Below are 25,279 nucleotides of genomic sequence, written 5' to 3' on the forward strand. Positions count from 1 at the left end.
CGTGACACTGGATGCCACGGGTTCGCGGAAGCGCCATCACCAGCAAATCTCTCTTCCGCCGCTTTGGCGGACCACCGCCCCGGCACGGTTCTACAGAGACAGGACCGTCGCCGGACAGCACAACCGGTCGCCGAGCCAGACAGGCCGACGTCCGCTCCAGGGAAGGACCCTTCGTGAGCGACACCACCGATCTGATGGGCGCACGTGTCGAGGAGACCGCTGCCGCGCCCGCCACGGACGCCTCCGCGCCTGCCACCGGTGCCGGCTCCCGGCGGCGCCGCGGTACCGGCCTCGAGGGCATGGTGCTGGCCGAGCTGCAGCAGGTCGCCTCGGGCCTCGGAATCAGGGGCACGGCGCGTATGCGCAAGAGCCAGCTGATCGAGGTCATCAAGGAGGCCCAGGCCGGGGGAGGGGGCGCCGCCCCCAAGGCCGAGGCTGCCACCGAGACCAAGCCCAAGCGCCGGGCCACCTCGAAGGCCCGTACGACGGGCGAGGACGCCGCCGAGAAGAAGGCGGAGAAGGCCGTGGAGGCCCCCGCCGAGAAGGCCGTGGCCCAGCAGCAGATCGAGATCCCCGGCCAGCCCGCCAGCGACGACGCCCCGACCGAGCGCCGTCGTCGCCGCGCCACCGCCGAGGCGGGCAGCCCGTCCGCGAACGGCACCGAGACGGTTGCCGCCGAGGCGAAGAGCGAGCCCAAGGCCGAGACGCCCGCACAGCAGCAGGGCGAGGCCAAGGGCGACGCCGGTGACGGCGACGGCCGTGGCCGTCGCGACCGCCGTGAGCGCGGGCGTGACCGGGACCGCGACCGTGAGCGCGACCGTGACCGCCGTGGCAAGGGCGACGAGCAGCAGCAGGGCGGCCAGCAGCGCCAGCAGCCGGGCCAGCAGGGCGGCGGCCGTCAGGACCGCCAGGACCGTCAGGACCGCCAGGACGACGACGACTTCGAGGGCGGCCGCCGGGGCCGTCGCGGCCGCTACCGCGACCGCCGTGGCCGCCGTGGCCGCGACGAGATCGCCGAGCCGCAGCTGGCCGAGGACGACGTCCTGATCCCCGTCGCGGGCATCCTGGACATCCTCGACAACTACGCCTTCATCCGGACCTCCGGCTACCTGCCGGGCCCGAACGACGTGTACGTCTCCCTCGCCCAGGTCCGCAAGAACGGCCTGCGCAAGGGTGACCACGTCACCGGTGCGGTCCGCCAGCCGAAGGACGGCGAGCGCCGCGAGAAGTTCAACGCGCTGGTCCGCCTCGACTCCGTCAACGGCATGGCGCCCGAACACGGCCGCGGCCGCCCGGAGTTCAACAAGCTGACCCCGCTGTACCCGCAGGACCGGCTCCGTCTGGAGACGGACCCGGGCGTGCTGACCACCCGCATCATCGACCTCGTGTCGCCGATCGGTAAGGGCCAGCGCGGTCTGATCGTGGCCCCGCCGAAGACCGGCAAGACCATGATCATGCAGGCGATCGCCAACGCGATCACGCACAACAACCCCGAGTGCCACCTGATGGTCGTCCTGGTCGACGAGCGTCCGGAAGAGGTCACCGACATGCAGCGGTCGGTCAAGGGCGAGGTCATCTCCTCGACCTTCGACCGCCCGGCCGAGGACCACACCACGGTCGCCGAGCTCGCCATCGAGCGCGCGAAGCGTCTGGTGGAGCTGGGCCACGACGTCGTCGTGCTGCTCGACTCGATCACGCGTCTGGGCCGTGCGTACAACCTGGCCGCGCCGGCCTCCGGCCGCATCCTGTCCGGTGGTGTCGACTCCACCGCCCTGTACCCGCCGAAGCGCTTCTTCGGTGCGGCCCGCAACATCGAGGACGGCGGCTCGCTGACCATCCTCGCCACCGCCCTGGTGGACACCGGGTCCCGCATGGACGAGGTGATCTTCGAGGAGTTCAAGGGCACCGGCAACGCGGAGCTCAAGCTCGACCGGAAGCTCGCCGACAAGCGCATCTTCCCGGCGGTGGACGTCGACGCGTCCGGTACCCGTAAGGAAGAGATTCTGCTCGCCAGCGACGAGCTCGCCATCGTCTGGAAGCTGCGCCGGGTGCTGCACGCCCTCGACCAGCAGCAGGCGGTCGAGCTGCTCCTCGACAAGATGAAGCAGACGAAGTCGAACGCCGAGTTCCTGATGCAGATTCAGAAGACGACGCCGACTCCCGGTAACGGCGACTAGTCGCTCGGGACTGCGGTCCCGCGCCTCCAGGAACCAGGGCCGCCCCCCGTCAGCACGTGACGGGGGGCGGCCTTTTGGCGCTGCGAGGGAGAGAGCGCACAGGGAAGGCGGCCGGCGAGACCTTTGCCACAGGTGTCCAGGCCGGCAACGGTTTCCAGGGGTACGACCTGTTCGGCTGAAAACGCAGGTGAGCGGGGTTTCATCCGTTTCGACCGGCTACGCACTGTGCCCATCGCCGTACGCGATGGGCACAGTGCGTTGTGCAACCCTGTCCCGAGTTTCCCCGCCCGACCCGGCGGGGCGACGATGGTGCGGTGATGACCGCAGCCGACCCTGAACGCAGGGGGTAACCAACCGGACGAGATCTAGGAGTGACGTGTCCGCCGAGAGCACCCCGGACCCCGGCATACCGGACCCGGTCGAGATCGGCCCCGGCCGCCGATGCAAGGGCCGCCGCCGCAAGGCCCGCAGCACGCGCCACAAGGCCCTGCTCGCCACGGCCTGGACGGCCGCGGGCGTGGTCGTCCTCGGCGGTACCGGCGCCGGATGGGTCTACTTCAAGCTCAACGGCAACATCAAGAGCGTCGACATCAACCAGGCGCTCGGCGCCGACCGCCCGCACAAGGTCGACAACGGCTCCGAGAACATCCTGGTCCTCGGCTCGGACTCGCGTTCCGGCAGCAACAAGAAGATCGGCGGCGGCGCCGACGACGGCAGCGCCCGCTCCGACACGGCGATGATCGTCCACATCTACGAGGGCCACAAGAAGGCCAGCGTGGTCTCCGTGCCGCGCGACACCCTCATCGACCGCCCCGCGTGCACCGACACCAAGGGCGCCACGTATCCGGCCGCGTCCGACGTCATGTTCAACTCCGCCTACTCCACCGGCGGCGCGGCCTGCGCGGTGAAGACGGTCGAGTCCATCAGCGGTCTCCGCATGGACCACTATCTGGAGGTCGACTTCGCCGGCTTCCAGAAGCTCATCGACGACCTCGGCGGGGTCCCGGTCACCACGACCGAGAACATCGACGACCCGCAGAGCCATCTGAAGCTCAAGGCCGGCACCCACACCCTCGACGGCGAACAGTCCCTCGGACTGGTCCGCACCCGGCACGCCGTCGGCGACGGCTCCGACCTGGGCCGCATCCAGCTCCAGCAGGCCTTCGTGAAGGCGCTGATCGACCGGGTCGAGCACGTCGGCGTGCTCAGCAGCCCCAAGAAGCTGTACGACCTCGCGGTCACGGCCACCAAGACCGTCACCACCGACTCCGACCTCGGCTCGGTCAACGCCCTGGCGGACTTCGCGAACGGCCTCAAGGGCATCGGCTCGTCCCACATGAAGATGGTCACGATGCCGGTGCGGTACGACCCGTCCGACCTCAACCGCGTCCTGGTCGAGAAGCCGAAGGCCCAGCTGGTCTGGAAGGCCCTCAAGAACGACCGGCCGATCCCGTCCTCGGCCGTCAGCGGGACGGCGGCCGGCGGGGCCAAGGGTGTGGTGGCGCCCTGAGGGGCCCGGCCGCCACCCTCGGGGAATAGATGACCCCCGCCCCCGGTTTTGGGGGATGGCCCCAGTCCTGGCAGACTGGTACGTCGGCTCCGGTTCACGCATGCGCAGCCCGCGGGTGCGACCCGGCGCCCTCCCGAAATCTAGGAGACACCTTGAAGCGCGACATCCACCCCTCGTACGTCGAGACGCAGGTCAGCTGCACCTGTGGCGCGTCGTTCACCACCCGTAGCACCATCGAGTCCGGCACCATCCGGGCCGAGGTCTGCTCCGAGTGCCACCCGTTCTACACGGGCAAGCAGAAGATCCTCGACACCGGTGGCCGTGTGGCCCGCTTCGAGGCCCGCTTCGGCAAGGCTTCCGCCGGCTCCAAGAAGTAGCGAGCCCCATTTCGCCGGTCCACGGTCGCGCCCCCGCCGGGGTGTGCCCGGGACCGGCGTTTTTGGTCGCCCGCCAGCCCTCCCCCCGCAGTACAGGAGCCGAAAGATGTTCGAGGCCGTCGAGGAACTCGTCGCCGAGCACGCCGATCTGGAGAAGAAGCTCGCCGATCCGTCGGTCCACGCCGACCAGGCGAACGCGCGCAAGCTGAACAAGCGCTATGCCGAGCTGACCCCGATCGTCGCCACGTACCGCTCCTGGAAGCAGACCGGCGACGACATCGAGACCGCCCGCGAGTTCGCCGCGGACGACCCTGACTTCGCCGCAGAGGTCAAGGATCTCGAGAAGCAGCGCGAGGAGCTGACCGAGAAGCTGCGCCTCCTGCTGGTCCCGCGCGACCCGAGTGACGACAAGGACGTCATTCTGGAGATCAAGGCGGGTGCCGGCGGCGACGAGTCCGCGCTGTTCGCCGGTGACCTGCTGCGCATGTACCTGCGGTACGCCGAGCGGGTCGGCTGGAAGACCGAGATCATCGACGCCACCGAATCGGAGCTGGGCGGCTACAAGGACGTCCAGGTCGCGGTGAAGACCAAGGGCGGCCAGGGCGCCACCGAGCCCGGCCAGGGCGTGTGGGCCCGGATGAAGTACGAGGGCGGCGTGCACCGCGTGCAGCGGGTGCCGGCCACCGAGTCGCAGGGCCGTATCCACACCTCCGCGGCCGGTGTGCTGGTCACGCCGGAGGCCGAGGAGGTCGACGTCGAGATCAACCCGAACGACCTGAGGATCGACGTGTACCGGTCCTCCGGTCCCGGTGGCCAGTCCGTCAACACCACCGACTCCGCGGTGCGCATCACGCACATCCCGACCGGAGTCGTCGCCTCCTGCCAGAACGAGAAGAGCCAGCTGCAGAACAAGGAGCAGGCGCTGCGTATCCTGCGCTCCAGGCTGCTTGCGGCGGCGCAGGAGGAGGCCGAGCGGGAGGCCGCCGACGCCCGCCGCAGCCAGGTCCGCACCGTCGACCGCTCCGAGAAGATCCGCACCTACAACTTCCCGGAGAACCGAATTTCGGACCACCGGGTCGGCTTCAAGGCGTACAACCTGGACCAGGTCCTGGACGGCGAACTCGACGCGGTGATCCAGGCCTGCGTCGACGCGGACTCGGCGGCGAAGCTGGCGGCCGCGTAAAAGGCACGTACGAGTTACCACGGAGGACTTGCGTGAACCTGCTGCTCGCGGAGGTGGCCCAGGCCACCCAGCGGCTGGCCGACGCCGGCGTGCCCTCGCCGCGCAACGACGCGGAGGAGCTCGCCGCGTTCGTGCACGGCGTGAAGCGGGGCGCGCTGCACTCCGTGAAGGACTCCGACTTCGACGCCCGCTACTGGGAGGTCATCGCCCGGCGTGAACAGCGCGAGCCGCTGCAGCACATCACCGGGCGGGCCTACTTCCGGTACCTGGAACTCCAGGTCGGCCCGGGCGTCTTCGTGCCACGGCCGGAGACCGAGTCCGTGGTCGGCTGGGCCATAGACGCCGTGCGCGCCATGGACGTCGTCGAGCCCTGCATCGTCGATCTGTGCACCGGCTCCGGCGCCATCGCGCTCGCCCTCGCTCAGGAGGTCCCGCGCTCGCGCGTGCACGCCGTGGAGCTGTCCGACGACGCCCTGGTGTGGACCCGCAAGAACGTGGCGGGGTCCCGGGTCGACCTGCGTCAGGGCAACGCCCTGGAGGCCTTCCCCGACCTCGACGGCCAGGTCGACCTGGTCATCTCCAACCCGCCGTACATCCCGCTCACCGAATGGGAGTACGTCGCCCCGGAGGCCCGCGACTACGACCCGGAGATGGCGTTGTTCTCCGGTGAGGACGGCCTCGACCTGATCCGGGGCATCGAGCGCACCGCACACCGGCTGCTGCGCCCCGGCGGGGTCGTCGTCATCGAGCACGCCGACACCCAGGGCGGTCAGGTGCCGTGGATCTTCACCGAGGAGCGGGGCTGGGCCGACGCGGCCGACCATCCGGACCTCAACAACCGCCCCCGGTTCGCGACGGCCCGCAAGGCGCTGCCGTGAGCATCCCGACGACTTCCAGCCCGCAGTACGTGTACGAGGAGGCCCGCTAGACATGGCACGGCGATACGACACCAACGACGCGACCGACCGTGTGACGGGTCTGCGCGAGGCCTCCTCCGCCGTCCGCCGGGGCGAGCTGGTGGTGCTGCCGACCGACACGGTGTACGGCATCGGCGCCGACGCGTTCTCCTCGGAGGCCGTCGCCGACCTGCTCGCCGCCAAGGGCCGGGGCCGCAATATGCCCACCCCTGTGCTCATCGGCTCCCCGAACACCCTGCACGGCCTTGTCACGGACTTCTCGGAGCTGGCCTGGGAACTCGTCGACGCGTTCTGGCCCGGCGCCCTCACGCTGGTCGCCCGGCACCAGCCCTCCCTGCAGTGGGACCTCGGCGACACCCGCGGCACGGTCGCCGTCCGCATGCCGCTGCACCCGGTCGCCATCGAGCTGCTCACCGAGGTCGGCCCCATGGCCGTGTCCTCCGCGAACCTCACCGGCCACCCGGCGCCGGAGAACTGCGACGCCGCCCAGGAGATGCTCGGCGACTCCGTCTCCGTCTACCTCGACGGCGGCCCCACCCCCGGCAATGTGCCGTCGTCCATCGTGGACGTCTCCGGCGCGGTGCCGGTGCTGCTGCGCGAGGGCGCGATCTCCCCGGACGAGCTGCGGAAGGTCGTACCCGACCTCGAGGTGGCGAATTGACGGCCCCTGAGGCGGGGCGTGGCATAGGCAACGGGGACCGTGAGGCGGAACGGACGACGACGTTCGGGTTTCCGCGCGACAGCTTCCGCATCCTCCACGTCAGTACCGGCAACGTGTGCCGCTCACCCATCACCGAGCGGCTGACCCGCCATTTCGTGGCGGAGCGGCTCGGCGTGCTCGGCGGCGGGCTGATCGTGGAGAGCGCGGGCACCTGGGGCCACGAGGGTGCGCCCATGGAGGCCAACGCGGAGGCCGTGCTGGCCGAGTTCGGCGCGGACACCTCCGGCTTCGTCGGCCGGGAACTGCTGGACGAGCACGTCATCATGGCCGATCTCGTCCTGACGGCCACCCGCGACCACCGCGCCCAGGTCATCTCCATGGGCCACTCGGCAGGGCTGCGCACCTTCACCCTGAAGGAGTTCACCCGCCTGGTGCGCGCCATAGACCCGGCCACGCTGCCGCCCCTGGAGGACGGCGTGGTCGCGCGGGCGCGAGCCCTGGTGCGTGCGGCCGCCGCTCTACGCGGGTGGCTGCTCGCGCCCACGGCGGAGGCGGACGAGGTGTTCGACCCCTACGGGGCGCCCTTGCCGTTCTTCCGTTCCATCGGGGACGAGATACATGAGGCATTGGACCCGGTGGTGACTGCGCTGACCGGTGTACCGACCCGCATGTAAACGGACGTAAACGGACGCAACGGTCGCGCGGCCCCCCGACCCCGGGCCTACATTGGACCTACGTCACCGTCGACCGCCCGGAGCCCGTCATGTCGGTCACACCCGCTCTCGAGACCGATGTCCTGCGGCGGCAGGACCTGGAGCTGGCCGAGATCCTGCAGGGGGAGCTGGAGCGGCAGTCGACGACGCTCCAGCTGATCGCAGCCGAGAACTTCACCTCACCCGCCGTGCTGGCCGCCCTCGGCTCGGCCCTCGCCAACAAGTACGCCGAGGGATATCCCGGCGCCCGGCACCACGGCGGCTGCGAGCTGGTCGACGTCGCCGAACGCCTCGCGGTCGACCGGGCCAAGGCGCTCTTCGGCGCCGAACACGCCAACGTCCAGTCGCACTCGGGCTCCTCGGCCGTCCTGGCCGCCTACGCCGCGCTGCTGCGCCCCGGCGACACCGTCCTCGCCCTCGGGCTGCCCTACGGCGGCCATCTCACCCACGGCTCGCCCGCGAACTTCTCCGGCCGCTGGTTCGACTTCGTCGGGTACGGCGTCGACGCCGAGACCGGGCTCGTCGACCACGACCAGGTACGCCACCTGGCCCGCAACCACCGGCCCAAGGCCATCGTGTGCGGCTCGATCGCCTACCCCCGCCACCTCGACTACGGCTTCTTCCGCGAGGTCGCCGACGAGGTCGGGGCGTATCTGATCGCGGACGCCGCGCACCCGATCGGCCTGGTCGCCGGGGGAGCGGCGCCCAACCCGGTGCCGTACGCCGACATCGTGTGCGCCACCACCCACAAGGTGCTGCGCGGCCCGCGCGGCGGAATGATCCTGTGCGGCGGCGAGCTGGCCGAGCGCGTCGACCGGGCGGTGTTCCCCTTCACCCAGGGCGGCGCCCAGATGCACACGATCGCCGCCAAGGCCGTCGCGTTCGGCGAGGCGGCAACACCGGCGTTCGCCGTGTACGCCCATCAGGTGGTCGCCAACGCGCGGGTTCTCGCGGGTCACCTGGCCGCCGAGGGTCTCGCGGTCACCACCGGCGGCACGGACACCCATCTGATCACCGCCGACCCGGCCCCGCTCGGCGTGGACGGGCGCACCGCACGCGGCCGGCTGGCCGCCTCCGGGATCGTCCTCGACTGCTGTGCCCTGCCTCACGGCGACGGCCGCGGGCTGCGCCTGGGCACGGCCGCGGTGACCACACAGGGCATGGGGGAGCCGGAGATGGTCCGGATCGCCGCGCTGCTGGCGGCCGTCCTGCGGGGCGCGAAGGAACCGGCCGGGGTGCGGGAGGAGGTGCGCGAACTCACCGGCGGATTTCCGCCGTATCCCCGTTGAGCGGGGGTAGACGCAGATCGGTACACCCTGGTGCACACCGCCGTGCACAGCCACACGTGCAACCATCGTCGCTACCCGGCAGTCCTCATCCATATGCGTCCGTCGCTAGGGTGGGGGGCTGTGATGGCCAGCGAGACCTGTGGGGAAGCCTGTGCGTGAATACCTGCTGACGCTCTGCATCACGGCCGCGGTGACGTATCTGCTGACAGGGCCGGTACGGAAGTTCGCGATCGTGGCGGGAGCCATGCCGGAGATCCGGGCGCGCGACGTGCACCGGGAGCCCACTCCGCGCCTCGGCGGTATCGCCATGTTCTTCGGCCTGTGCGCGGGCCTGCTGGTCGCGGACCACCTCAACAACCTCAACGAGGTCTTCGCGAAGTCGAACGAGCCGAGAGCGCTGCTCTCCGGGGCCGCCCTGATCTGGCTGATCGGCGTCCTGGACGACAAGTTCGAGATCGACGCGCTGATCAAGCTGGGCGGCCAGATGATCGCCGCGGGCGTCATGGTCATGCAGGGTCTGACGATCCTGTGGCTGCCCATCCCGTTCGTCGGCAACGTGGCGCTGACCCAGTGGCAGGGCACCCTGCTGACGGTCGCGCTCGTGGTCATCACGATCAACGCGGTGAACTTCGTGGACGGCCTCGACGGCCTCGCGGCCGGCATGGTGTGCATCGCGGCGGCGGCGTTCTTCCTGTACGCGTACCGGATCTGGTACTCGTACGGCATCGAGGCGGCCGCTCCGGCGACGCTCTTCTCGGCGATCCTGATGGGCATGTGCCTGGGCTTCCTGCCGCACAACATGCACCCGGCGCGGATCTTCATGGGCGACTCGGGCTCGATGCTGATCGGCCTGGTGCTGGCGGCGGGTGCGATCTCCATCACGGGGCAGGTCGACCCGGACGCGCTGGCCCTCTTCACGGGTTCGGAGAAGGCCGCGGTCCACCAGACGGTCCCGGTCTACATCCCGCTCCTGCTGCCGCTGACGATCATCGCCGTACCGGCGGCGGACCTGGTCCTGGCGATCGTCCGCCGGACCTGGCGCGGCCAGTCCCCGTTCGCCGCGGACCGCGGCCATCTGCACCACCGTCTGCTGGAGATCGGCCACTCGCACAGCCGGGCCGTGCTGATCATGTACTTCTGGTCGGCCCTGATCGCCTTCGGGGCACTGGCGTACTCCGTCAACTCCGCCTCGATGTGGATCGTGCTCGGCGTGGTCTTCCTGAGCGCGGTGGGCCTGGTGCTCCTGCTGCTGCCGCGCTTCACGCCGCGCACCCCCGTCTGGGCGGAGCGGTTCGTACCGCCGCGCTACAGGCGCCGGTCCGCGCAGGCCGAAGCGGCGTCGACCCCGGCCGGTGCCGCCGCCGACGGGGCCGCTGCCCCTTCCGCTGCCGCGCGCGAGCTGACCGCGCACGGCAGCACAGCGCTGTCGGAGCTTTCGCCTGGCTCCTCGCGCTTCCGTACCCAGCAGAAGGAACGGGCGTAGCGGCTGGTCGGGCTCAACGGGCCCAGGCCGCGCTCAGCGTGCCGCGGACCTCGCCCGGGGTGGCTCTGGCCGCCGGCGCCTCGCGCAGCGGGAGCGGGACGTTTCCGGCGCCCTGCGCGGCCTTGCCCAGGCGGCGCGGGGGGTCGTCGAGGGCCGGTTGAGCCCGGCACCCGCGCAGTTCGGCCGGACGCTCGGTCCGGCGGGCCGGACAGGGGTGGGCCGCCTGCCGGAACCGCGGGTGCCGAACAGCTCGGGCCCGGGTGCCTCCTCCAGCACCGCGAGCGCTCCGCCGAGCCCGGCGACACGGTCCAGCACGGCGGCCGCCTCGGTCTCCGGGGTTGCGGCGTGCCCCCGGTGGCCCTCGCGGGGGCTGGGATTCGTGTGGCGAGGAACTTGGTGCCGGCGGCCATGGTGAAGGCGATCCCGCGGGCGGGGTCCGCCCCGGCGCGGGCGAGGTGGCGTCCGCCGACGCACAGAAACCGCCACCCGGGCGGCTCGGCCGGGCCGTACGCGAACACGTCCGCACGAAGAGCGGGACGACGACGGAGGGGCCGCCCTCGCCGAGCCGGACGGCCAGGGGCCCTCCGGGGTGACGACGCCCGACCGGCGACGAGCAGCCGGTCGTCGGGGGAGCCGGGGCGCAGTGCACGCACCACGTTCCGGTTCCGCTCCTGGCGTACGCGCAGGTCGCCGACCGTCGGCAGCCGCCCGGCAGGGGGCGGCGGGAGTGCCGGTGGAACCCCTCACTCGCCCCCCGGCAGCGCGTGGTCACCCACCCCGCACGGACGAGGCTCCCTCCCAACTGCCGGATCCCGGGCGGGTATTGTGCCGGGAGACGTGGCCCATCTGTGCATGTCGTGTGTGTGCAAGGACTGCTAGGGGGGTGGCGGGAATAGGGGGTTGTGGCGTGACAGGACCGCCCCGAAGCATGGTGATCAGTGACGGTGACCGACGGACCCTCGAGTCGGGTCACCTGTATTGCGAAAGGTTCTAGGGTGAGTGCCAACCGCGTTGACGGGAACCTGTGGATCCGCCGGTACCACCCGGCGCCGACCGCGGCCGTGAGGCTGGTCTGCCTGCCCCACGCCGGCGGCTCGGCCTCCTACTTCTTCTCCGTCTCCAAGGAGTTGTCGCCGGACTTCGACGTACTGGCCGTGCAGTACCCCGGCCGGCAGGACCGGCGGGGCGAGCGGTGCATCGACTCGATCGCCGAGCTGGCGGACGAGGTGACGGCCGAGCTGCTGCCGGAGACCGACCTGCCGCTGGTGCTGTTCGGCCACAGCATGGGCGCGACGCTCGCGTTCGAGGTGGCCCGGCGGCTGGAGCGGCGTGGCATCGTGCCGGTGGCGCTGTTCGCCTCGGGGCGGCGGGCGCCCTCGCACAACCGTGACGAAGGGGTGCACCGGGGCAGCGACGAAGAGATCATCGCCGAACTCAAGAAGCTGAGCGGCACACAGGCGGCGCTGCTCGGCGACGAGGAGATCCTGCGCATGGTGCTTCCGGCCATCCGCAGCGACTACAAGGCCGCCGAGACGTACCGCTATGTCGACGGTCCGCCGCTCAGCACGCCGATCCAGGCGCACTTCGGTGTGGACGATCCTCGGGTCAGCCGCGAGGAGGCGGCGGCCTGGGCCGATCACACGACCGGTCCCTTCCAGCTGCACAGCTACCCCGGCGGCCACTTCTACCTCAACGACGAGGCGCCGCGCCTCATCGAGGCCATCGCCAAGGTGGGCGCGTCGGTCGGCCCGTAACGGTCTCGGCCTCAACCTCCTCCGCGAGCCTCCGCCCCCTGCGCCGTAGCCCACGGCCCGCACGGGGTGGGGGCCCTGCCGAGCCACTCACATCACGCCCGGCCCGGGCACACACCTCGGCGGGGCCGGCGCCCGTCATCCCGCAGCCGACGCCTCCGATCCGGCCGATCGCCTGCGGCCGCAGCGGCGTACTCGGTTTCCGCGCCGTCGCCTCGGGCCCCGACGGCCTGCCCCGGGCCCATGGCCGGCTGGAGCGTTCCCTCATCGCCTTGTCGATGCCCTCGGCCGCAGCGAAGCCCGATTCGAACATCCTGACGGCCGACAGCGGCTACGGGATCGGGCGGGCGCCGCACCGGTTGCCGGCCGCCCGCCGGCCCGCACGGACCTCATAGGCCTGGACGCGGCCGTCGCCGACGCCCTCTGCAAGGAGTCCGGGGAGCCCGCCCACGCCGTCCTGCCGCTGCTCTCGCGCGGGGTCGACGGCGGTCCGCCGGCCGGAGAACGGGCCAGGACAGCCACCCGTGATGACGGTCTGTTGAGCGCGCCAAGGTAAGAGTCTGACTAGAGCATTGCCAAGTCGTGGGGGAACGAAGAGGTCCAATACCACACAAAAGGGCGCCCTTTCTGCACGAACGCGCGGCATCACTCTCATGTGTGACGGTCAGCACACCCTCCAGGTAAAGACCTCATCAAATAGTTTGTGATACGGTTCACGAGAACCCCCGGGATAGTCGGGCGGCCTCGATCAGTGGGCCGCTCGGATGAGGTGCGCCTCGCGATTCTCGGGCTAGGGTCGTCCCTCGACGACCGCACCATCCCCCACTCAGACTTCGCCGGAGGAGCTGCCGCCATGCAGTCCCACGACGTTCGAACGCTCCTGCACTGTTCACTGCCCACCGCCGCCGCCGGTGGCGTGGGAGTCGCAGTCAGTGCCGCCGTGGCCGGCGGCAAAGGTGCGCTTGGCGCCACCTTCGGCACTCTTCTTGTGGTGCTGTTCATGACCAGTGGTCTGGTGGTGCTGCAACGGACCGCTCGCGCGCTGCCCCATCTGTTCCAGATGATGGGCCTGCTGGTCTACACCACGCAGATCCTGCTGTTGATGGTCGTCCTGACCCTGCTGCGGAACACGTCCGCGTTCAACCCCAGGTGCTTCGCCCTCACCCTGCTCGCCGCCACCCTTGTCTGGATCGCGGCGCAGGTGCGTGCCCATATGAAGGCCAAAGTTCTGTACGTGGAGCCGGATTCCGCGCGGACGTCGTCGTGACCTGTAGGGCCGGTGTAAAGGGGCTCTCGCTCATTTGCTATGGTCTCGCCACAACTGCGGCAGAGCTGGCGTGGGCGGCAGCCGTGCCTGTGACGCCTCACGGCTCGGAGCCCAGACGCCGCCCCCAAATCCGTAAGTCCAGTCCAGTGCCGTTCCGCGGTCGCACACCGCGCCGACACATCGAGGTTGCCGTACCCATGCGCCACGCTGAAGGAGCTCGCGGTGAGTAACGCCAAGACGCTCGCCTTCGAGACAGATTGTCACATTTTCTCAGGGTGCGGTTTCCCGACCCCCGGACTGCACTCCTTCCTCTTCGAGCCGATGTTCACCGTCGGCGGCATCGAGTTCAACAAGCCGATGCTGCTGTCGCTGGTGAGCACGGTGGTCGTCATCGGTTTCTTCTGGGCCGCCTTCCGTAACCCGAAGCTGGTGCCGGGCAAGCTCCAGATGGTCGGTGAGGCCGGCTACGACTTCGTCCGGCGCGGCGTCGTCTACGAGACGATCGGCAAGCGCGAGGGCGAGAAGTACGTCCCGCTCATGGTCTCGCTGTTCTTCTTCATCTGGATCATGAACCTCTGGTCGATCATCCCGATCGCCCAGTTCCCGGCCACCGCGGTCATCGCCTTCCCGGCCGGGCTCGCGGCCCTGGTCTACATCCTCTGGATGAGCCTGACCTTCAAGCGCCACGGCTTCATCGGCGGCTTCAAGAACATCACGGGCTACGACAAGTCGCTCGGCCCGGTGTTCCCGATGGTCATGTTCTTCGAGTTCCTGTCGAACGTCTTCATCCGGCCGTTCACCCACGCGGTGCGACTCTTCGCCAACATGTTCGCCGGGCACGTGCTGCTGCTGATCTTCACCATCGGCACCTGGTACCTGCTCAACGGCATCGGCATCGCGTACTCGGCCGTCTCGTTCGTCATGGTTCTCGTGATGACGGTCTTCGAGCTGTTCATCCAGGCGCTCCAGGCTTACGTCTTCATCCTCCTGTCCTGCGCTTACATCCAGGGCGCGCTCGCCGAGCACCACTGAGCCACACCGAACCATCCCCCGTTACGTCCGGTGGCCAACCCCCACCGGCCCGTGAATATAGAAGGAAGAAACGGCATGTCCGCTCTCCAGACCCTCGCCGCGACCAACATCCAGGGCAACTTCGCCGCGATCGGCTACGGCCTGGCCGCCATCGGCCCGGGCATCGGCGTGGGTGTCATCTTCGGTAACGGTACGCAGGCCCTCGCCCGGCAGCCCGAGGCCGCCGGTCTGATCCGTCAGAACCAGATCCTGGGCTTCGTGCTCTGTGAGGCCCTGGCCCTGATCGGTCTGGTCATGGGCTTCGTCTACCCGGTTCCTTCCTGATCCGGTCCTGGCGGACGAGAAACTTCGACGGAAGGAACTGATGTGATCGCGCCCCTGGTACAGCTGGCGGCCGAGGAAGAGGCGCAGAACCCTCTCATCCCCGAGATCCCCGAGCTTGTCATCGGCCTGATCGCCTTCGCGATCGTCTTCTTCGTCCTGGGCAAGAAGCTCCTTCCGAACATCAACAAGGTTCTGGAGCAGCGTCGCGAGGCCATCGAGGGCGGTATCGAGCGGGCCGAGGCAGCGCAGACCGAGGCTCAGAGCGTTCTCGAGCAGTACAAGGCCCAGCTGGCCGAGGCCCGGCACGAGGCCGCGCGCCTGCGCCAGGAGGCTCAGGAGCAGGGCGCCACGCTCATCGCCGAGATGCGGGCCGAAGGCCAGCGGCAGCGCGAGGAGATCGTCGCCGCCGGTCACGCCCAGATCGACGCCGACCGCAAGACGGCCGCGTCCGCGCTGCGTCAGGACGTCGGCAAGCTGGCCACCGAACTGGCCGGCAAGCTCGTCGGTGAGTCCCTCGACGACCACGCCCGTCAGAGCCGTGTGATCGACCGCTTCCTCGACGAGCTCGAGGAGAAGGCCGAGGCCACGCGATGAACGGAGCGAGCCGCGAGGCCCTGGCGGCCGCACGTGAGCGTCTCGACGCGCTGACGGACTCCACGTCCGTGGATCCCGCGCAGCTCGCCGACGAGCTGGCGGCCGTCACCGCGCTGCTCGACCGCGAGGCCGGCCTGCGACGGGTCCTCACCGACCCGGCACAGCCCGGAGAGGCCAAGGCCGAACTGGTCCGACGCCTGATCGGCGCCCAGGTCAGCGGGGAGACCGCCGACCTGGTGTCCGGCACCGCCCGCGCCCGCTGGTCGCAGACCCGCGACCTGGTCGACGTGCTGGAGGAGCTGGCGAACGTCGCCGACCTCACCGCCGCGGAGAAGACGGGCACGCTGGACGACGTGGAGGACGAGCTGTTCCGGTTCGCCCGGATCGTCGCCTCCAACACCGAGCTGCGCGCGGCGCTGACCGACCGGGCCGCGAGCGCCTCGGCCAAGGTCGAGCTGCTGCACCGGCTCCTCGGCGGCCGGGCCAAGCCGGCCACCGAGCGTCTGGTGACGCGACTCGTCACCGCGCCGCGTGGACGTAGCCTGGAAGCGGGACTGGAGTCCCTGTCCAAGCTGGCCGCCGAGCGCAGGGACCGTCTGGTGGCGATCGTCACCTCGGCGGTGCCGCTGAGCGACGCGCAGAGGCAGCGCCTGGGCGACGCCCTGGCGAAGCTCTACGGCCGTCGGATGCACCTCAACCTGGACGTGGACCCCGACGTGATCGGCGGCATCCGGGTGCAGGTCGGTGACGAGGTCATCAACGGCTCCATCGCGGACCGGCTGGACGACGCCGCCCGCCGTATGGCGAGCTAGCAGCAACTCAAGAAGCAAGTAGTACCTAACGGCCCTGGTTGGGCCGTGCAGAGGATTCCTGGGGGTCGCCCCCAGACCCCCATAGAAACTTCGGGCCCAACAAGGAGAGCAGGGAACCCAGATGGCGGAGCTCACGATCCGGCCGGAGGAGATCCGGGACGCGCTGGAGAACTTTGTCCAGTCGTACAAGCCGGACGCGGCCTCGCGCGAGGAGGTCGGTACGGTCACCCTTGCCGGCGACGGCATCGCGAAGGTCGAGGGCCTGCCCTCGGCCATGGCCAACGAACTGCTGAAGTTCGAGGACGGCACCCTCGGCCTCGCCCTCAACCTCGAGGAGCGCGAGATCGGTGCCATCGTCCTCGGCGAGTTCAGCGGTATCGAGGAGGGTCAGCCGGTCACGCGCACCGGTGAGGTTCTCTCGGTCGCGGTCGGCGAGGGCTACCTCGGCCGTGTCGTCGACCCGCTCGGCAACCCGATCGACGGCCTCGGCGAGATCGAGACGTCCGGCCGCCGCGCCCTCGAGCTGCAGGCCCCCACGGTCATGCAGCGCAAGTCGGTGCACGAGCCGATGGAGACCGGCTACAAGGCCGTCGACGCGATGACCCCGATCGGCCGTGGTCAGCGTCAGCTGATCATCGGTGACCGCCAGACCGGCAAGACCGCCCTGGCCGTCGACACGATCATCAACCAGCGCGACAACTGGCGCTCGGGCGACCCGAAGAAGCAGGTCCGCTGCATCTACGTCGCCATCGGCCAGAAGGGCTCCACCATCGCCGGCGTGCGCCGCGCGCTGGAGGAGAACGGCGCTCTGGAGTACACGACCATCGTCGCCGCCCCGGCGTCCGACCCGGCCGGCTTCAAGTACCTGGCGCCGTACACCGGTTCGGCCATCGGCCAGCAGTGGATGTACGAGGGCAAGCATGTCCTCATCATCTTCGACGACCTCTCGAAGCAGGCCGACGCCTACCGCGCCGTGTCCCTGCTGCTGCGCCGCCCGCCGGGCCGTGAGGCCTACCCGGGTGACGTCTTCTACCTGCACTCCCGTCTGCTGGAGCGCTGCGCCAAGCTCTCCGACGACATGGGCGCCGGCTCGATGACCGGTCTGCCGATCGTCGAGACCAAGGCCAACGACGTCTCGGCGTTCATCCCGACCAACGTCATCTCCATCACCGACGGCCAGTGCTTCCTGGAGTCGGACCTGTTCAACGCCGGTCAGCGCCCCGCGCTGAACGTCGGTATCTCCGTCTCCCGAGTCGGTGGTTCCGCGCAGCACAAGGCGATGCGCCAGGTCTCCGGCCGTCTCCGTGTCGACCTCGCCCAGTTCCGTGAGCTGGAGGCGTTCGCCGCCTTCGGTTCCGACCTGGACGCGGCCTCGAAGGCCCAGCTGGAGCGCGGTTCGCGCATGGTCGAGCTGCTGAAGCAGAACCAGTACCAGCCGATGTCCACCGAGGACCAGGTCGTCTCCGTCTGGGCCGGTACCAACGGCCGTATGGACGAGGTCCCGGTCGTCGACATCCGCCGCTTCGAGAAGGAGCTGCTGGAGTACCTGCACCGCAAGGAGCAGGGCCTGCTCACCTCCATCCGCGAGGGCGCCAAGATGTCGAACGACACGATCCAGGCGATCGACGACGCCGTGGCGGAGTTCAAGAAGCAGTTCGAGACCTCGGACGGCAAGCTGCTCGGCGAGGACACTCCTGCCGCTGCCGCCAAGTGACGTAGGAAGGGACCTGACTCATGGGAGCCCAGCTCCGGGTCTACAAGCGTCGCATCCGATCCGTCAGCGCGACCAAGAAGATCACCAAGGCGATGGAGATGATCGCCGCCTCGCGCGTCGTCAAGGCGCAGCGCAAGGTGGCGGCCTCCACGCCGTACGCGACCGAGCTGACGCGCGCGGTCACGGCGGTCGGTACGGGTTCGAACACCAAGCACCCGCTCACCACGGAGACGGAGAACCCGACCCGTGCCGCGGTCCTGCTCCTCACGAGCGACCGCGGTCTGGCCGGCGCCTTCAACTCCAACGCCATCAAGGCGGCGGAGCAGCTGACCGAGCGCCTGGAGCGCGAGGGCAAGCAGGTCGACACGTTCATCGTCGGCCGGCGTGGTGTCGCCCACTACAACTTCCGTGAGCGCAAGATCTCGGAGTCGTGGACGGGCTTCACGGACGAGCCGTCGTACGCGGACGCCAAGAAGGTGGCCGAGCCCCTGATCGAGGCCATCGAGAAGGACACGGCGGACGGTGGTGTGGACGAGCTCCACATCGTCTACACCGAGTTCGTCTCGATGATGACGCAGACCGCGCTCGACGCCCGGCTGCTGCCGCTGCGCCTCGAAGAGGTCGTGGAAGAGTCCGCCCCCAAGGGCGAGATCCTTCCGCTGTACGACTTCGAGCCCTCGGCGGAGGACGTCCTCGACGCCCTGCTGCCGCGGTACGTCGAGAGCCGCATCTACAACGCGCTGCTCCAGTCGGCCGCTTCGAAGCACGCCGCCACGCGGCGCGCGATGAAGTCGGCCACCGACAACGCGGGCGAGCTGATCAACACGCTCTCCCGTCTTGCCAACGCGGCCCGCCAGGCCGAAATCACCCAGGAAATCAGCGAGATCGTCGGTGGCGCCAGCGCCTTGGCCGACGCGACCGCGGGGAGTGACCGATAAATGACCACCACTGTTGAGACCGCGACGGCTACGGGCCGCGTCGCCCGGGTCATCGGCCCGGTCGTCGACGTGGAGTTCCCCGTCGACGCGATGCCGGACATCTACAACGCTCTTCACGTCGAGGTGGCCGACCCGGCCAAGGCCGGCGAGAAGAAGATCCTGACCCTGGAAGTCGCCCAGCACCTGGGTGACGGCCTGGTTCGCACGATCTCCATGCAGCCCACCGACGGTCTGGTCCGCCAGGCCGCGGTCACCGACACCGGCGACGGCATCACCGTCCCGGTCGGTGACTTCACCAAGGGCAAGGTGTTCAACACCCTCGGTGAGGTGCTGAACGTCGACGAGCAGTACGAGGGCGAGCGCTGGTCCATCCACCGCAAGGCCCCGCGCTTCGACGAGCTCGAGTCGAAGACCGAGATGTTCGAGACCGGCGTCAAGGTCATCGACCTTCTCACCCCGTACGTCAAGGGTGGAAAGATCGGTCTGTTCGGTGGTGCCGGTGTCGGCAAGACGGTGCTCATCCAGGAGATGATCTACCGCGTCGCCAACAACCACGACGGTGTCTCCGTGTTCGCCGGTGTCGGCGAGCGCACCCGTGAGGGCAACGACCTCATCGAGGAGATGTCGGACTCGGGCGTCATCGACAAGACCGCGCTGGTCTTCGGTCAGATGGACGAGCCCCCGGGCACCCGTCTGCGCGTCGCGCTGGCCGGCCTCACCATGGCCGAGTACTTCCGTGACGTCCAGAAGCAGGACGTGCTGTTCTTCATCGACAACATCTTCCGCTTCACGCAGGCCGGTTCCGAGGTGTCGACCCTGCTCGGCCGTATGCCCTCCGCGGTGGGCTACCAGCCGAACCTGGCCGACGAGATGGGTCTCCTCCAGGAGCGCATCACCTCGACCCGTGGTCACTCGATCACCTCGATGCAGGCGATCTACGTCCCCGCGGACGACCTGACCGACCCGGCCCCGGCCACCACCTTCGCCCACCTCGACGCGACGACGGTTCTGTCCCGTCCGATCTCCGAGAAGGGCATCTACCCGGCCGTGGACCCGCTGGACTCCACGTCCCGGATCCTGGACCCGCGCTACATCGCGGCGGATCACTACAACGCGGCCATGCGCGTGAAGACGATCCTGCAGAAGTACAAGGACCTCCAGGACATCATCGCGATCCTCGGTATCGACGAGCTGGGCGAGGAGGACAAGCTGGTCGTCCACCGTGCCCGTCGTGTCGAGCGCTTCCTGTCCCAGAACACCCACGTCGCCAAGCAGTTCACCGGCGTGGACGGTTCGGACGTGCCGCTGGACGAGTCGATTGCCGCGTTCAACGCGATCTGCGACGGTGAGTACGACCACTTCCCGGAGCAGGCGTTCTTCATGTGCGGTGGCATCGAGGACCTCAAGGCCAACGCCAAGGAGCTGGGCGTCTCCTGAGCCCCGTGCTCATCTGAGAGGGGCGGGGACGCACCCCTTCCGGGGTGTGTCCAGCCCCTCTCTCCACGCCCATTAGAATTGACCCCAACACCCGGCACTACCGCCGGGTGGTGACCCGAGGAGCCAACCTTGGCTGCTGAGCTGCACGTCGAGCTGGTCGCCGCCGACCGCCAGGTCTGGTCCGGCGAGGCCACCCTGGTCGTCGCGCGCACCACGTCCGGCGACATCGGCGTCATGCCCGGTCACCAGCCGCTGCTCGGTGTGCTGGAGTCGGGCCCGGTGACCATCCGTACGAGTGATGGTGGAACGGTCGTCGCTGCGGTGCACGGCGGTTTCATCTCGTTCGCGGACAACAAGCTGTCGCTGCTGGCCGAGATCGCCGAGCTGTCGGACGAGATCGATGTCCACCGCGTGGAGCGCGAGCTCGAGCGCGCGAAGGCGGAGGACGACGCGGAGGCGGAGCGCCGCGCCGACGTCCGTCTGCGGGCGGCGACGGCGGCGCGTTGATCCACAGCGCCGTGTGATGACGTCACTCAGCCGCGGTCGGTCCGGAGTAATCCGGTGCCGACCGCGGCTGAGGCAGATGTGGGTGTTTTTTCCGTTCCATTACCTAGTTCGAGCCTAGTTCCAGTACCTGGGAGACGAGGAGGTCGGTGCCGATGGTCCTCGCTCTGACTGTGTGCGGGATCGTGATCGCGCTAGTGGTGGTGGGACTGTTCCTGTTCGGTCTGCGCCGCAGACTGATCCAGCGCTCCGGCGGCACCTTCGACTGTTCCCTGCGCTGGGACCTGCCCGAGAAGGCGGACATCAGCGGCAAGGGCTGGAGCTACGGCGTCGCCCGCTACAACGGCGACCGCATCGAGTGGTACCGCGTCTTCTCCTATGCCCCCCGCCCGCGCCGCACCCTGGAACGCGCGGCGATCGAGGTGGCCGGCCGCCGGCTGCCCGAGGGCGAGGAGGAGCTGGCGCTGCTCTCCGACGCGGTGATCCTGGCCTGTACCCACCGAGGTATCCGCCTCGAACTCGCGATGAGCGAAGACGCGCTGACCGGCTTCCTGGCGTGGCTGGAGGCAGCCCCGCCCGGTCAGCGAGTGAATGTGGCGTAGCCACATCCACTCGCCGGATGGGGCCCCCGGGACGAAATCCGGGGGAGCGTCAATCTCGCTCAGGGCCCTGTCAGGCCCCGAACCTTCTTACGACAGTCCGCTGTTGATGGCGCTCACCAGCTCACCGTTGCCGGTGTCGCCGCTGAACTCCCAGAAGAACGCGCCGCCGAGGCCCTGCGACTTGGCCCACGCCATCTTCGTACCGATGGTGGCGGGAGTGTCGTACGACCACCAGTTGCTGCCGCAGTGCGCGTACGCCGTACCCGCCACGGTGCCGGTCGCCGGGCAGGACGTCTTGAGCACCTTGTAGTCCTCGATGCCCTGCTCGTACGTACCCGCCGCCGGACCCGTGGCCGTGCCGCCCGGGGCGTCCTGCGTCACCCCGGTCCAGCCGCGGCCGTAGAAGCCGATGCCGATGAGCAGCTTGCTCGCGGGGACGCCGGCAGCCCGGTACTTGGCCATCGCGTCCGCCGTGGTGAACCCGGCCTTCGGGATGCCGCTGTACGAGGTGAGCGGAGAGTGCGGAGCCGTGGGGCCCTGGGCGTCCCAGGCACCGAAGAAGTCGTACGTCATCACGTTGTACCAGTCGACGTACTGGGCGGCGCCCGCGTAGTCAGCGGCCTCGATCTTGCCGCCGGAGGAACCGTCCGCCGTCACCGCCGCCGTGACCAGGGCGCTGGAGCCGAACTTGGCGCGCAGCGCGGCCATCACGTTCTTGAAGGCGGCCGCGCCACTGGTGTCACAGCTGAGACCGCAGGCGTTCGGGTATTCCCAGTCGATGTCGATGCCGTCGAAGACATCGGCCCAGCGCGGGTCCTTCACCAGGTTGTAGCAGGACTGCGCGAAGGCGGTCGGGTTGGCCGCCGCCTGCCCGAAGCCGCCGGACCAGGTCCAGCCGCCGAAGGACCAGATCACCTTGATGTTCGGGTACTTGGCCTTCAGCTCGCGCAGCTGGTTGAAGTTGCCCCGCAGTGGCTGGTCCCAGGTGTCGGCGACACCGCTGACCGACTGGTCGGCCGTGAACGCCTTGTCGTAGTCGGCGTAGGAGTCGCCGATGGCGCACTGGCCGCCCGTGACGTTGCCGAAGGCGTAGTTGATGTGGGTGATCTTGGCGGCCGAGCCGGACGTCACCAGGTTCTTGACGTTGTAGTTGCGGCCGTAGATGCCCCACTCGGTGAAGTAGCCGAGCTTGACCTTGTCGCCGGTGGTCGGGGGAGTGGTGCCGCCGCCGGTGGTGTGCACGGCGACCGCGCCGCTGGCCGGGCCGGTCTGGTCCGCGGTGTCGCGGGCCCGCACGGTGTAGGAGTAGTCGCTGCCTGCGGTCAGTCCGGTGTCGGTGTACGAGGTCGTCGTCACCGTGGCGACCTTGGCGCCGTCGCGCAGGACGTCGTAGTTCTTGATGCCCTTGTCGTCGGTGGCCGCGCTCCAGCCGAGCTTCACCGAGGTGTCCGTGATGCCCGACGCGGACGGGGTGCCGGGGGCGGAGGGTGCCGCGTCACCGGGGACCGTGGTGCCGTCGCAGCTGTCACCGTTGAGCTTGCAGTTGGACGGGGAGCCGGAGCCGGAGCCGTTGAAGCCGAAGGAGACGGAGGCACCGGGGGCGATCGAGCCGTTGTAGGACTTGTTCTTGGCGGTCCAGTGGGTGCCGGAGGACGTGACGTCGGCGTCCCAGGCCGAGGTGACCGACGTACCGGAGGGGAAGTCCCACTCGATCGTCCACGAACTGATGGCGGTGGTACCGGTGTTCTTGACGGTCCACTTGCCTTCGAAGCCGCTGCCCCAGTCCTGGGTCTTGGCGTAGGTGGCGGTGGCGTTGCTCGCGGCCTGGGCGGGGCTCGCGAGACCGACCAGGCCGGCCAGCGGGAGCAACAGTGTCACGAACCCTGCCGCGGCTCTGTGTCTGAAGCGCATGCTGCGCCTCCCTCTTATATGGGGGCTCTGTTAGGGGTGTCAGGGGCATGACTGAGCCTTCACGCCCACGGTGCCGCGAGAATAGAAAGGTCTGGACCACAGGTCAATAGGTCTGGACCACTTGTCCGTGCGACCGGCTAGATCCCCAACTCCTGCGCCAGCACGGCCGCTTGGACCCGGCTGCGCAGCTCCAGCTTCGCCAGCAGACGGCTGACATGGGTCTTCACGGTGCCCTCGGCCATTTCCAGCCGCCCGGCGATCTCGGCGTTGGACAGCCCCTCGCCGATGCACGACAACACCTCGCGCTCCCGCCGGGTGAGCGCGTCCAGCACGGCCGGGTCGGCCGTCGGCTCGCGCACCGGCTTCGCGGCGAACTCGGCGATCAGCCGCCGGGTCACCGCCGGCGCGACGATCCCCTCCCCGCGCGCCACCGTCCGCACCGCCTCCAGCAGATCCCTGGCCTCGGTGTTCTTCAGCAGGAACCCGGAGGCTCCCGCCCGCAGCGCCCCGAACACGTACTCGTCGAGGTCGAAGGTGGTCAGCACCAGGACGTCCGCCGTCCGCTCCGCCACGATCTTCCGGGTCGCCGAGACCCCGTCCAGCCGCGGCATCTGCACGTCCATCAGCACCACATCGGGCCGCAGCTCCCGGGCCAGTTCCACCGCCTGTTCCCCGTCCGCCGCCTCCCCGACCACCTCGATGTCGGGCGCGCTGCCCAGGATGAGGACCAGCCCCGCCCGGACGGCGGACTGGTCCTCGGCGACGAGGACCCGGATGGCGGGGTTCATGCGGAGTCACCTTCGGTGAGCGGAAGAGCGGCGCGTACGGCCCACCGGCCGCCCTCGGGCCCGGCCTCGAAGCTGCCGCCGAGCAGGGCGGCCCGCTCCCGCATCCCGGTGAGCCCGGAGCCGGAGCCGGGGGCGCGGGGGGTGTCGCCGGACCGGTAGGGGCTGGTCACCCGGATGTGCAGGGCGCCGTTCTCCTGCCGGAGGGCGATGTGGACCCGCCCCCGCGCCGCATGCTTCAGCGCGTTGGTCAGGGACTCCTGAACGATCCGGTAGGCGGCCAGCTCGACGGGCGCGGGCACCTTGTCCTGCGTGGCGTCGAGGGTGACGTCGAGGCCGTTGGCGCGGGCGCCCTCGACGAGGCCGGCGAGGCCGTCGAGAGTGGGCGTGGCGGAGGGTTCGAGGTCACCTGTGCTGTCCCGCAGGATGCCGATCAGCCGGCGCATCTCGGCCAGCCCCTCGACGCTGTTCTCCCGGATGACGCCCAGGGCGTCCCTGGACGTCCGCGGGTCGTCGAGGGAGAGCGCGGCCGTGGAATGGATGGCGATCGCCGACAGATGGTTGGCCACCATGTCGTGCAACTCCCGCGCGAACCGGGCCCGTTCGGACGTCACGGCCTGTCTGCGGTCCATCTCGGCCAGCAGTGCGGTCTGTTCGGCGCGCAGCCGGGCACCCTCGGCGGCATCCCGGTGGTCGCGCACCACCCAGCCGGTGGCGGCGGGCGCGAACGCGACCACCCCGACGCCGACCCCGATCAGCAGGCCCTGCGGATCGCGCCAGAGTGCCGCGGGTACGATCCCGCCGACGACCGTCAGCAGCCCGGTGACCCAGGGGATGCGCCGGGCGGCGGACGGGCTGCCGTACAGGACGGCCGCGTACATCAGGTCGGTGTACATCACGACGGTCACGACACTGCCCCGCGTCACCGTGTCCGCGATCACCGCGGCCGTGCCGATCAGCAGCGCGACGCGGGGGCGGGTGCGGCGCAGCAGCTCGCAGCAGGCCACCGCGGCGAGCGGCAGCAGCGTCGCCCAGCGCGGCTGCCACAGGACCAGCGAGTCGCCGGCGGTCCGGGGCTCGAGGCCGAGCGCCCACATCAGCAGCCCCCCGAGCAGGCCGCCGACGGCGATGCGCACGTCGTCGCGGTGCGGGCGGGGGAGTGCGAGGGCCATGACTCCATCCAACACGGCCCCCGGCCGGTCCGCCTGCTCCTCGGGAAGGGTGCCGAACTGCATCTTTCGCTTACGGCGAGTTCGCCCGCGACGACGATGATCCGCGCGCCGGCCGACGCGAGCCTG

General features: G+C 69.7%; 23 protein-coding genes and 1 pseudogene. 20 read left to right on the plus strand and 4 right to left on the minus strand.

The annotated features are described in order from the left end of the window. The first annotated feature begins 173 nt into the window (after window positions 1-173). The 9 genes from rho to ACIRU3_RS29705 all read left to right on the plus strand — a co-directional run bounded on the left by rho (window position 174) and on the right by ACIRU3_RS29705 (window position 10,310). Window positions 174-2,177, plus strand: a complete 2,004-nt coding sequence (gene rho, locus ACIRU3_RS29665; RefSeq protein ID WP_404062439.1) for a transcription termination factor Rho — start codon at window positions 174-176, stop codon at window positions 2,175-2,177. 376 nt (window positions 2,178-2,553) lie between these two features. After that, window positions 2,554-3,687, plus strand: a complete 1,134-nt coding sequence (locus ACIRU3_RS29670) for an LCP family protein (protein WP_404062442.1) — start codon at window positions 2,554-2,556, stop codon at window positions 3,685-3,687. A 152-nt stretch (window positions 3,688-3,839) separates the two neighbouring features. Next, entirely contained in the window at window positions 3,840-4,064 is a 225-nt protein-coding gene (gene rpmE, locus ACIRU3_RS29675; RefSeq protein WP_404062445.1) for a 50S ribosomal protein L31, read from the plus strand. 106 nt (window positions 4,065-4,170) lie between these two features. Further along, a complete protein-coding gene (prfA, locus tag ACIRU3_RS29680) occupies window positions 4,171-5,247 on the plus strand; it encodes a peptide chain release factor 1 (protein ID WP_404062448.1) in 1,077 nt (358 codons plus the stop codon). Between the two features lie 32 nt (window positions 5,248-5,279). Further along, the gene (gene prmC, locus ACIRU3_RS29685) at window positions 5,280-6,125 is read left to right on the plus strand and encodes a peptide chain release factor N(5)-glutamine methyltransferase (protein WP_404062450.1); all 846 of its coding nucleotides are present in this window, start codon (window positions 5,280-5,282) and stop codon (window positions 6,123-6,125) included. 52 nt (window positions 6,126-6,177) lie between these two features. Then, window positions 6,178-6,825, plus strand: coding sequence for an L-threonylcarbamoyladenylate synthase (locus ACIRU3_RS29690; protein ID WP_404062452.1), 648 nt, complete (start codon window positions 6,178-6,180; stop codon window positions 6,823-6,825). After that, window positions 6,822-7,499, plus strand: coding sequence for a protein-tyrosine-phosphatase (locus tag ACIRU3_RS29695; RefSeq protein ID WP_404062455.1), 678 nt, complete (start codon window positions 6,822-6,824; stop codon window positions 7,497-7,499). The genes ACIRU3_RS29690 and ACIRU3_RS29695 overlap by 4 nt, the downstream gene beginning before the upstream one ends. Before the next feature lie 89 nt (window positions 7,500-7,588). After that, window positions 7,589-8,827, plus strand: coding sequence for a serine hydroxymethyltransferase (gene glyA / locus ACIRU3_RS29700; protein ID WP_404062458.1), 1,239 nt, complete (start codon window positions 7,589-7,591; stop codon window positions 8,825-8,827). A 151-nt stretch (window positions 8,828-8,978) separates the two neighbouring features. Next, window positions 8,979-10,310, plus strand: a complete 1,332-nt coding sequence (locus ACIRU3_RS29705) for an MraY family glycosyltransferase (RefSeq protein ID WP_404062460.1) — start codon at window positions 8,979-8,981, stop codon at window positions 10,308-10,310. 392 nt (window positions 10,311-10,702) lie between these two features. Here ACIRU3_RS29705 and ACIRU3_RS29710 read toward each other — a convergent pair. Then, window positions 10,703-10,966: pseudogene (locus tag ACIRU3_RS29710) on the minus strand (methylmalonyl-CoA mutase family protein); the annotation flags it as partial. A gap of 339 nt (window positions 10,967-11,305) precedes the next feature. Between ACIRU3_RS29710 and ACIRU3_RS29715 the strand changes: the two are divergent. The 11 genes from ACIRU3_RS29715 (at window position 11,306) to ACIRU3_RS29765 (ending at window position 21,285) form a co-directional block, all read left to right on the plus strand. Continuing rightward, window positions 11,306-12,064: a thioesterase II family protein gene (locus ACIRU3_RS29715; protein ID WP_404062463.1), complete on the plus strand. Its 759-nt coding sequence runs from the start codon at window positions 11,306-11,308 to the stop codon at window positions 12,062-12,064. Window positions 12,065-12,914: 850 nt separating this feature from the next. Then, window positions 12,915-13,328 carry a hypothetical protein gene (locus ACIRU3_RS29720; protein ID WP_404062466.1) on the plus strand — a complete coding sequence of 138 codons (414 nt, stop codon included), beginning with the start codon at window positions 12,915-12,917 and terminating at the stop codon, window positions 13,326-13,328. Between the two features lie 222 nt (window positions 13,329-13,550). Then, a complete protein-coding gene (gene atpB, locus ACIRU3_RS29725) occupies window positions 13,551-14,360 on the plus strand; it encodes a F0F1 ATP synthase subunit A (protein WP_404062468.1) in 810 nt (269 codons plus the stop codon). Window positions 14,361-14,435: 75 nt separating this feature from the next. After that, the gene (locus ACIRU3_RS29730; RefSeq protein ID WP_029382919.1) at window positions 14,436-14,684 is read left to right on the plus strand and encodes an ATP synthase subunit C; all 249 of its coding nucleotides are present in this window, start codon (window positions 14,436-14,438) and stop codon (window positions 14,682-14,684) included. A 42-nt stretch (window positions 14,685-14,726) separates the two neighbouring features. After that, on the plus strand, window positions 14,727-15,278 hold the full coding sequence (locus ACIRU3_RS29735) for a F0F1 ATP synthase subunit B (RefSeq protein ID WP_404062471.1): 552 nt from the start codon (window positions 14,727-14,729) through the stop codon (window positions 15,276-15,278). Further along, complete coding sequence (locus ACIRU3_RS29740; protein ID WP_404062473.1) at window positions 15,275-16,090, plus strand: F0F1 ATP synthase subunit delta; 816 nt, start codon at window positions 15,275-15,277, stop codon at window positions 16,088-16,090. The genes ACIRU3_RS29735 and ACIRU3_RS29740 overlap by 4 nt, the downstream gene beginning before the upstream one ends. Before the next feature lie 121 nt (window positions 16,091-16,211). Continuing rightward, window positions 16,212-17,804 (plus strand): F0F1 ATP synthase subunit alpha, encoded by a 1,593-nt coding sequence (atpA, locus tag ACIRU3_RS29745; RefSeq protein ID WP_404062476.1) that lies wholly within the window; start codon window positions 16,212-16,214, stop codon window positions 17,802-17,804. 20 nt (window positions 17,805-17,824) lie between these two features. Beyond that, entirely contained in the window at window positions 17,825-18,742 is a 918-nt protein-coding gene (locus ACIRU3_RS29750) for a F0F1 ATP synthase subunit gamma (protein WP_404062479.1), read from the plus strand. Next, window positions 18,743-20,179 carry a F0F1 ATP synthase subunit beta gene (atpD, locus tag ACIRU3_RS29755; protein ID WP_404062482.1) on the plus strand — a complete coding sequence of 479 codons (1,437 nt, stop codon included), beginning with the start codon at window positions 18,743-18,745 and terminating at the stop codon, window positions 20,177-20,179. It begins immediately after the preceding gene. A 129-nt stretch (window positions 20,180-20,308) separates the two neighbouring features. Then, window positions 20,309-20,686 (plus strand): F0F1 ATP synthase subunit epsilon, encoded by a 378-nt coding sequence (locus tag ACIRU3_RS29760; protein ID WP_404062485.1) that lies wholly within the window; start codon window positions 20,309-20,311, stop codon window positions 20,684-20,686. Window positions 20,687-20,838: 152 nt separating this feature from the next. Beyond that, complete coding sequence (locus ACIRU3_RS29765; RefSeq protein WP_404062487.1) at window positions 20,839-21,285, plus strand: DUF2550 domain-containing protein; 447 nt, start codon at window positions 20,839-20,841, stop codon at window positions 21,283-21,285. 87 nt (window positions 21,286-21,372) lie between these two features. Here ACIRU3_RS29765 and ACIRU3_RS29770 read toward each other — a convergent pair whose 3' ends face one another. The 3 genes from ACIRU3_RS29770 to ACIRU3_RS29780 all read right to left on the minus strand — a co-directional run bounded on the left by ACIRU3_RS29770 (window position 21,373) and on the right by ACIRU3_RS29780 (window position 25,153). Further along, the gene (locus ACIRU3_RS29770; protein ID WP_404062490.1) at window positions 21,373-23,196 is read right to left on the minus strand and encodes a glycosyl hydrolase family 18 protein; all 1,824 of its coding nucleotides are present in this window, start codon (window positions 23,194-23,196) and stop codon (window positions 21,373-21,375) included. A gap of 137 nt (window positions 23,197-23,333) precedes the next feature. Beyond that, window positions 23,334-23,984: a response regulator gene (locus ACIRU3_RS29775; protein ID WP_404062492.1), complete on the minus strand. Its 651-nt coding sequence runs from the start codon at window positions 23,982-23,984 to the stop codon at window positions 23,334-23,336. Continuing rightward, complete coding sequence (locus ACIRU3_RS29780; RefSeq protein WP_404062495.1) at window positions 23,981-25,153, minus strand: sensor histidine kinase; 1,173 nt, start codon at window positions 25,151-25,153, stop codon at window positions 23,981-23,983. Before ACIRU3_RS29780 ends, ACIRU3_RS29775 begins: the two co-directional genes overlap by 4 nt. Window positions 25,154-25,279: the final 126 nt, after the last annotated feature.

Origin of the sequence: Streptomyces sp. NPDC101151, assembly GCF_044768335.1 — a bacterium.
In the GTDB taxonomy this organism is placed as follows: domain Bacteria; phylum Actinomycetota; class Actinomycetes; order Streptomycetales; family Streptomycetaceae; genus Streptomyces.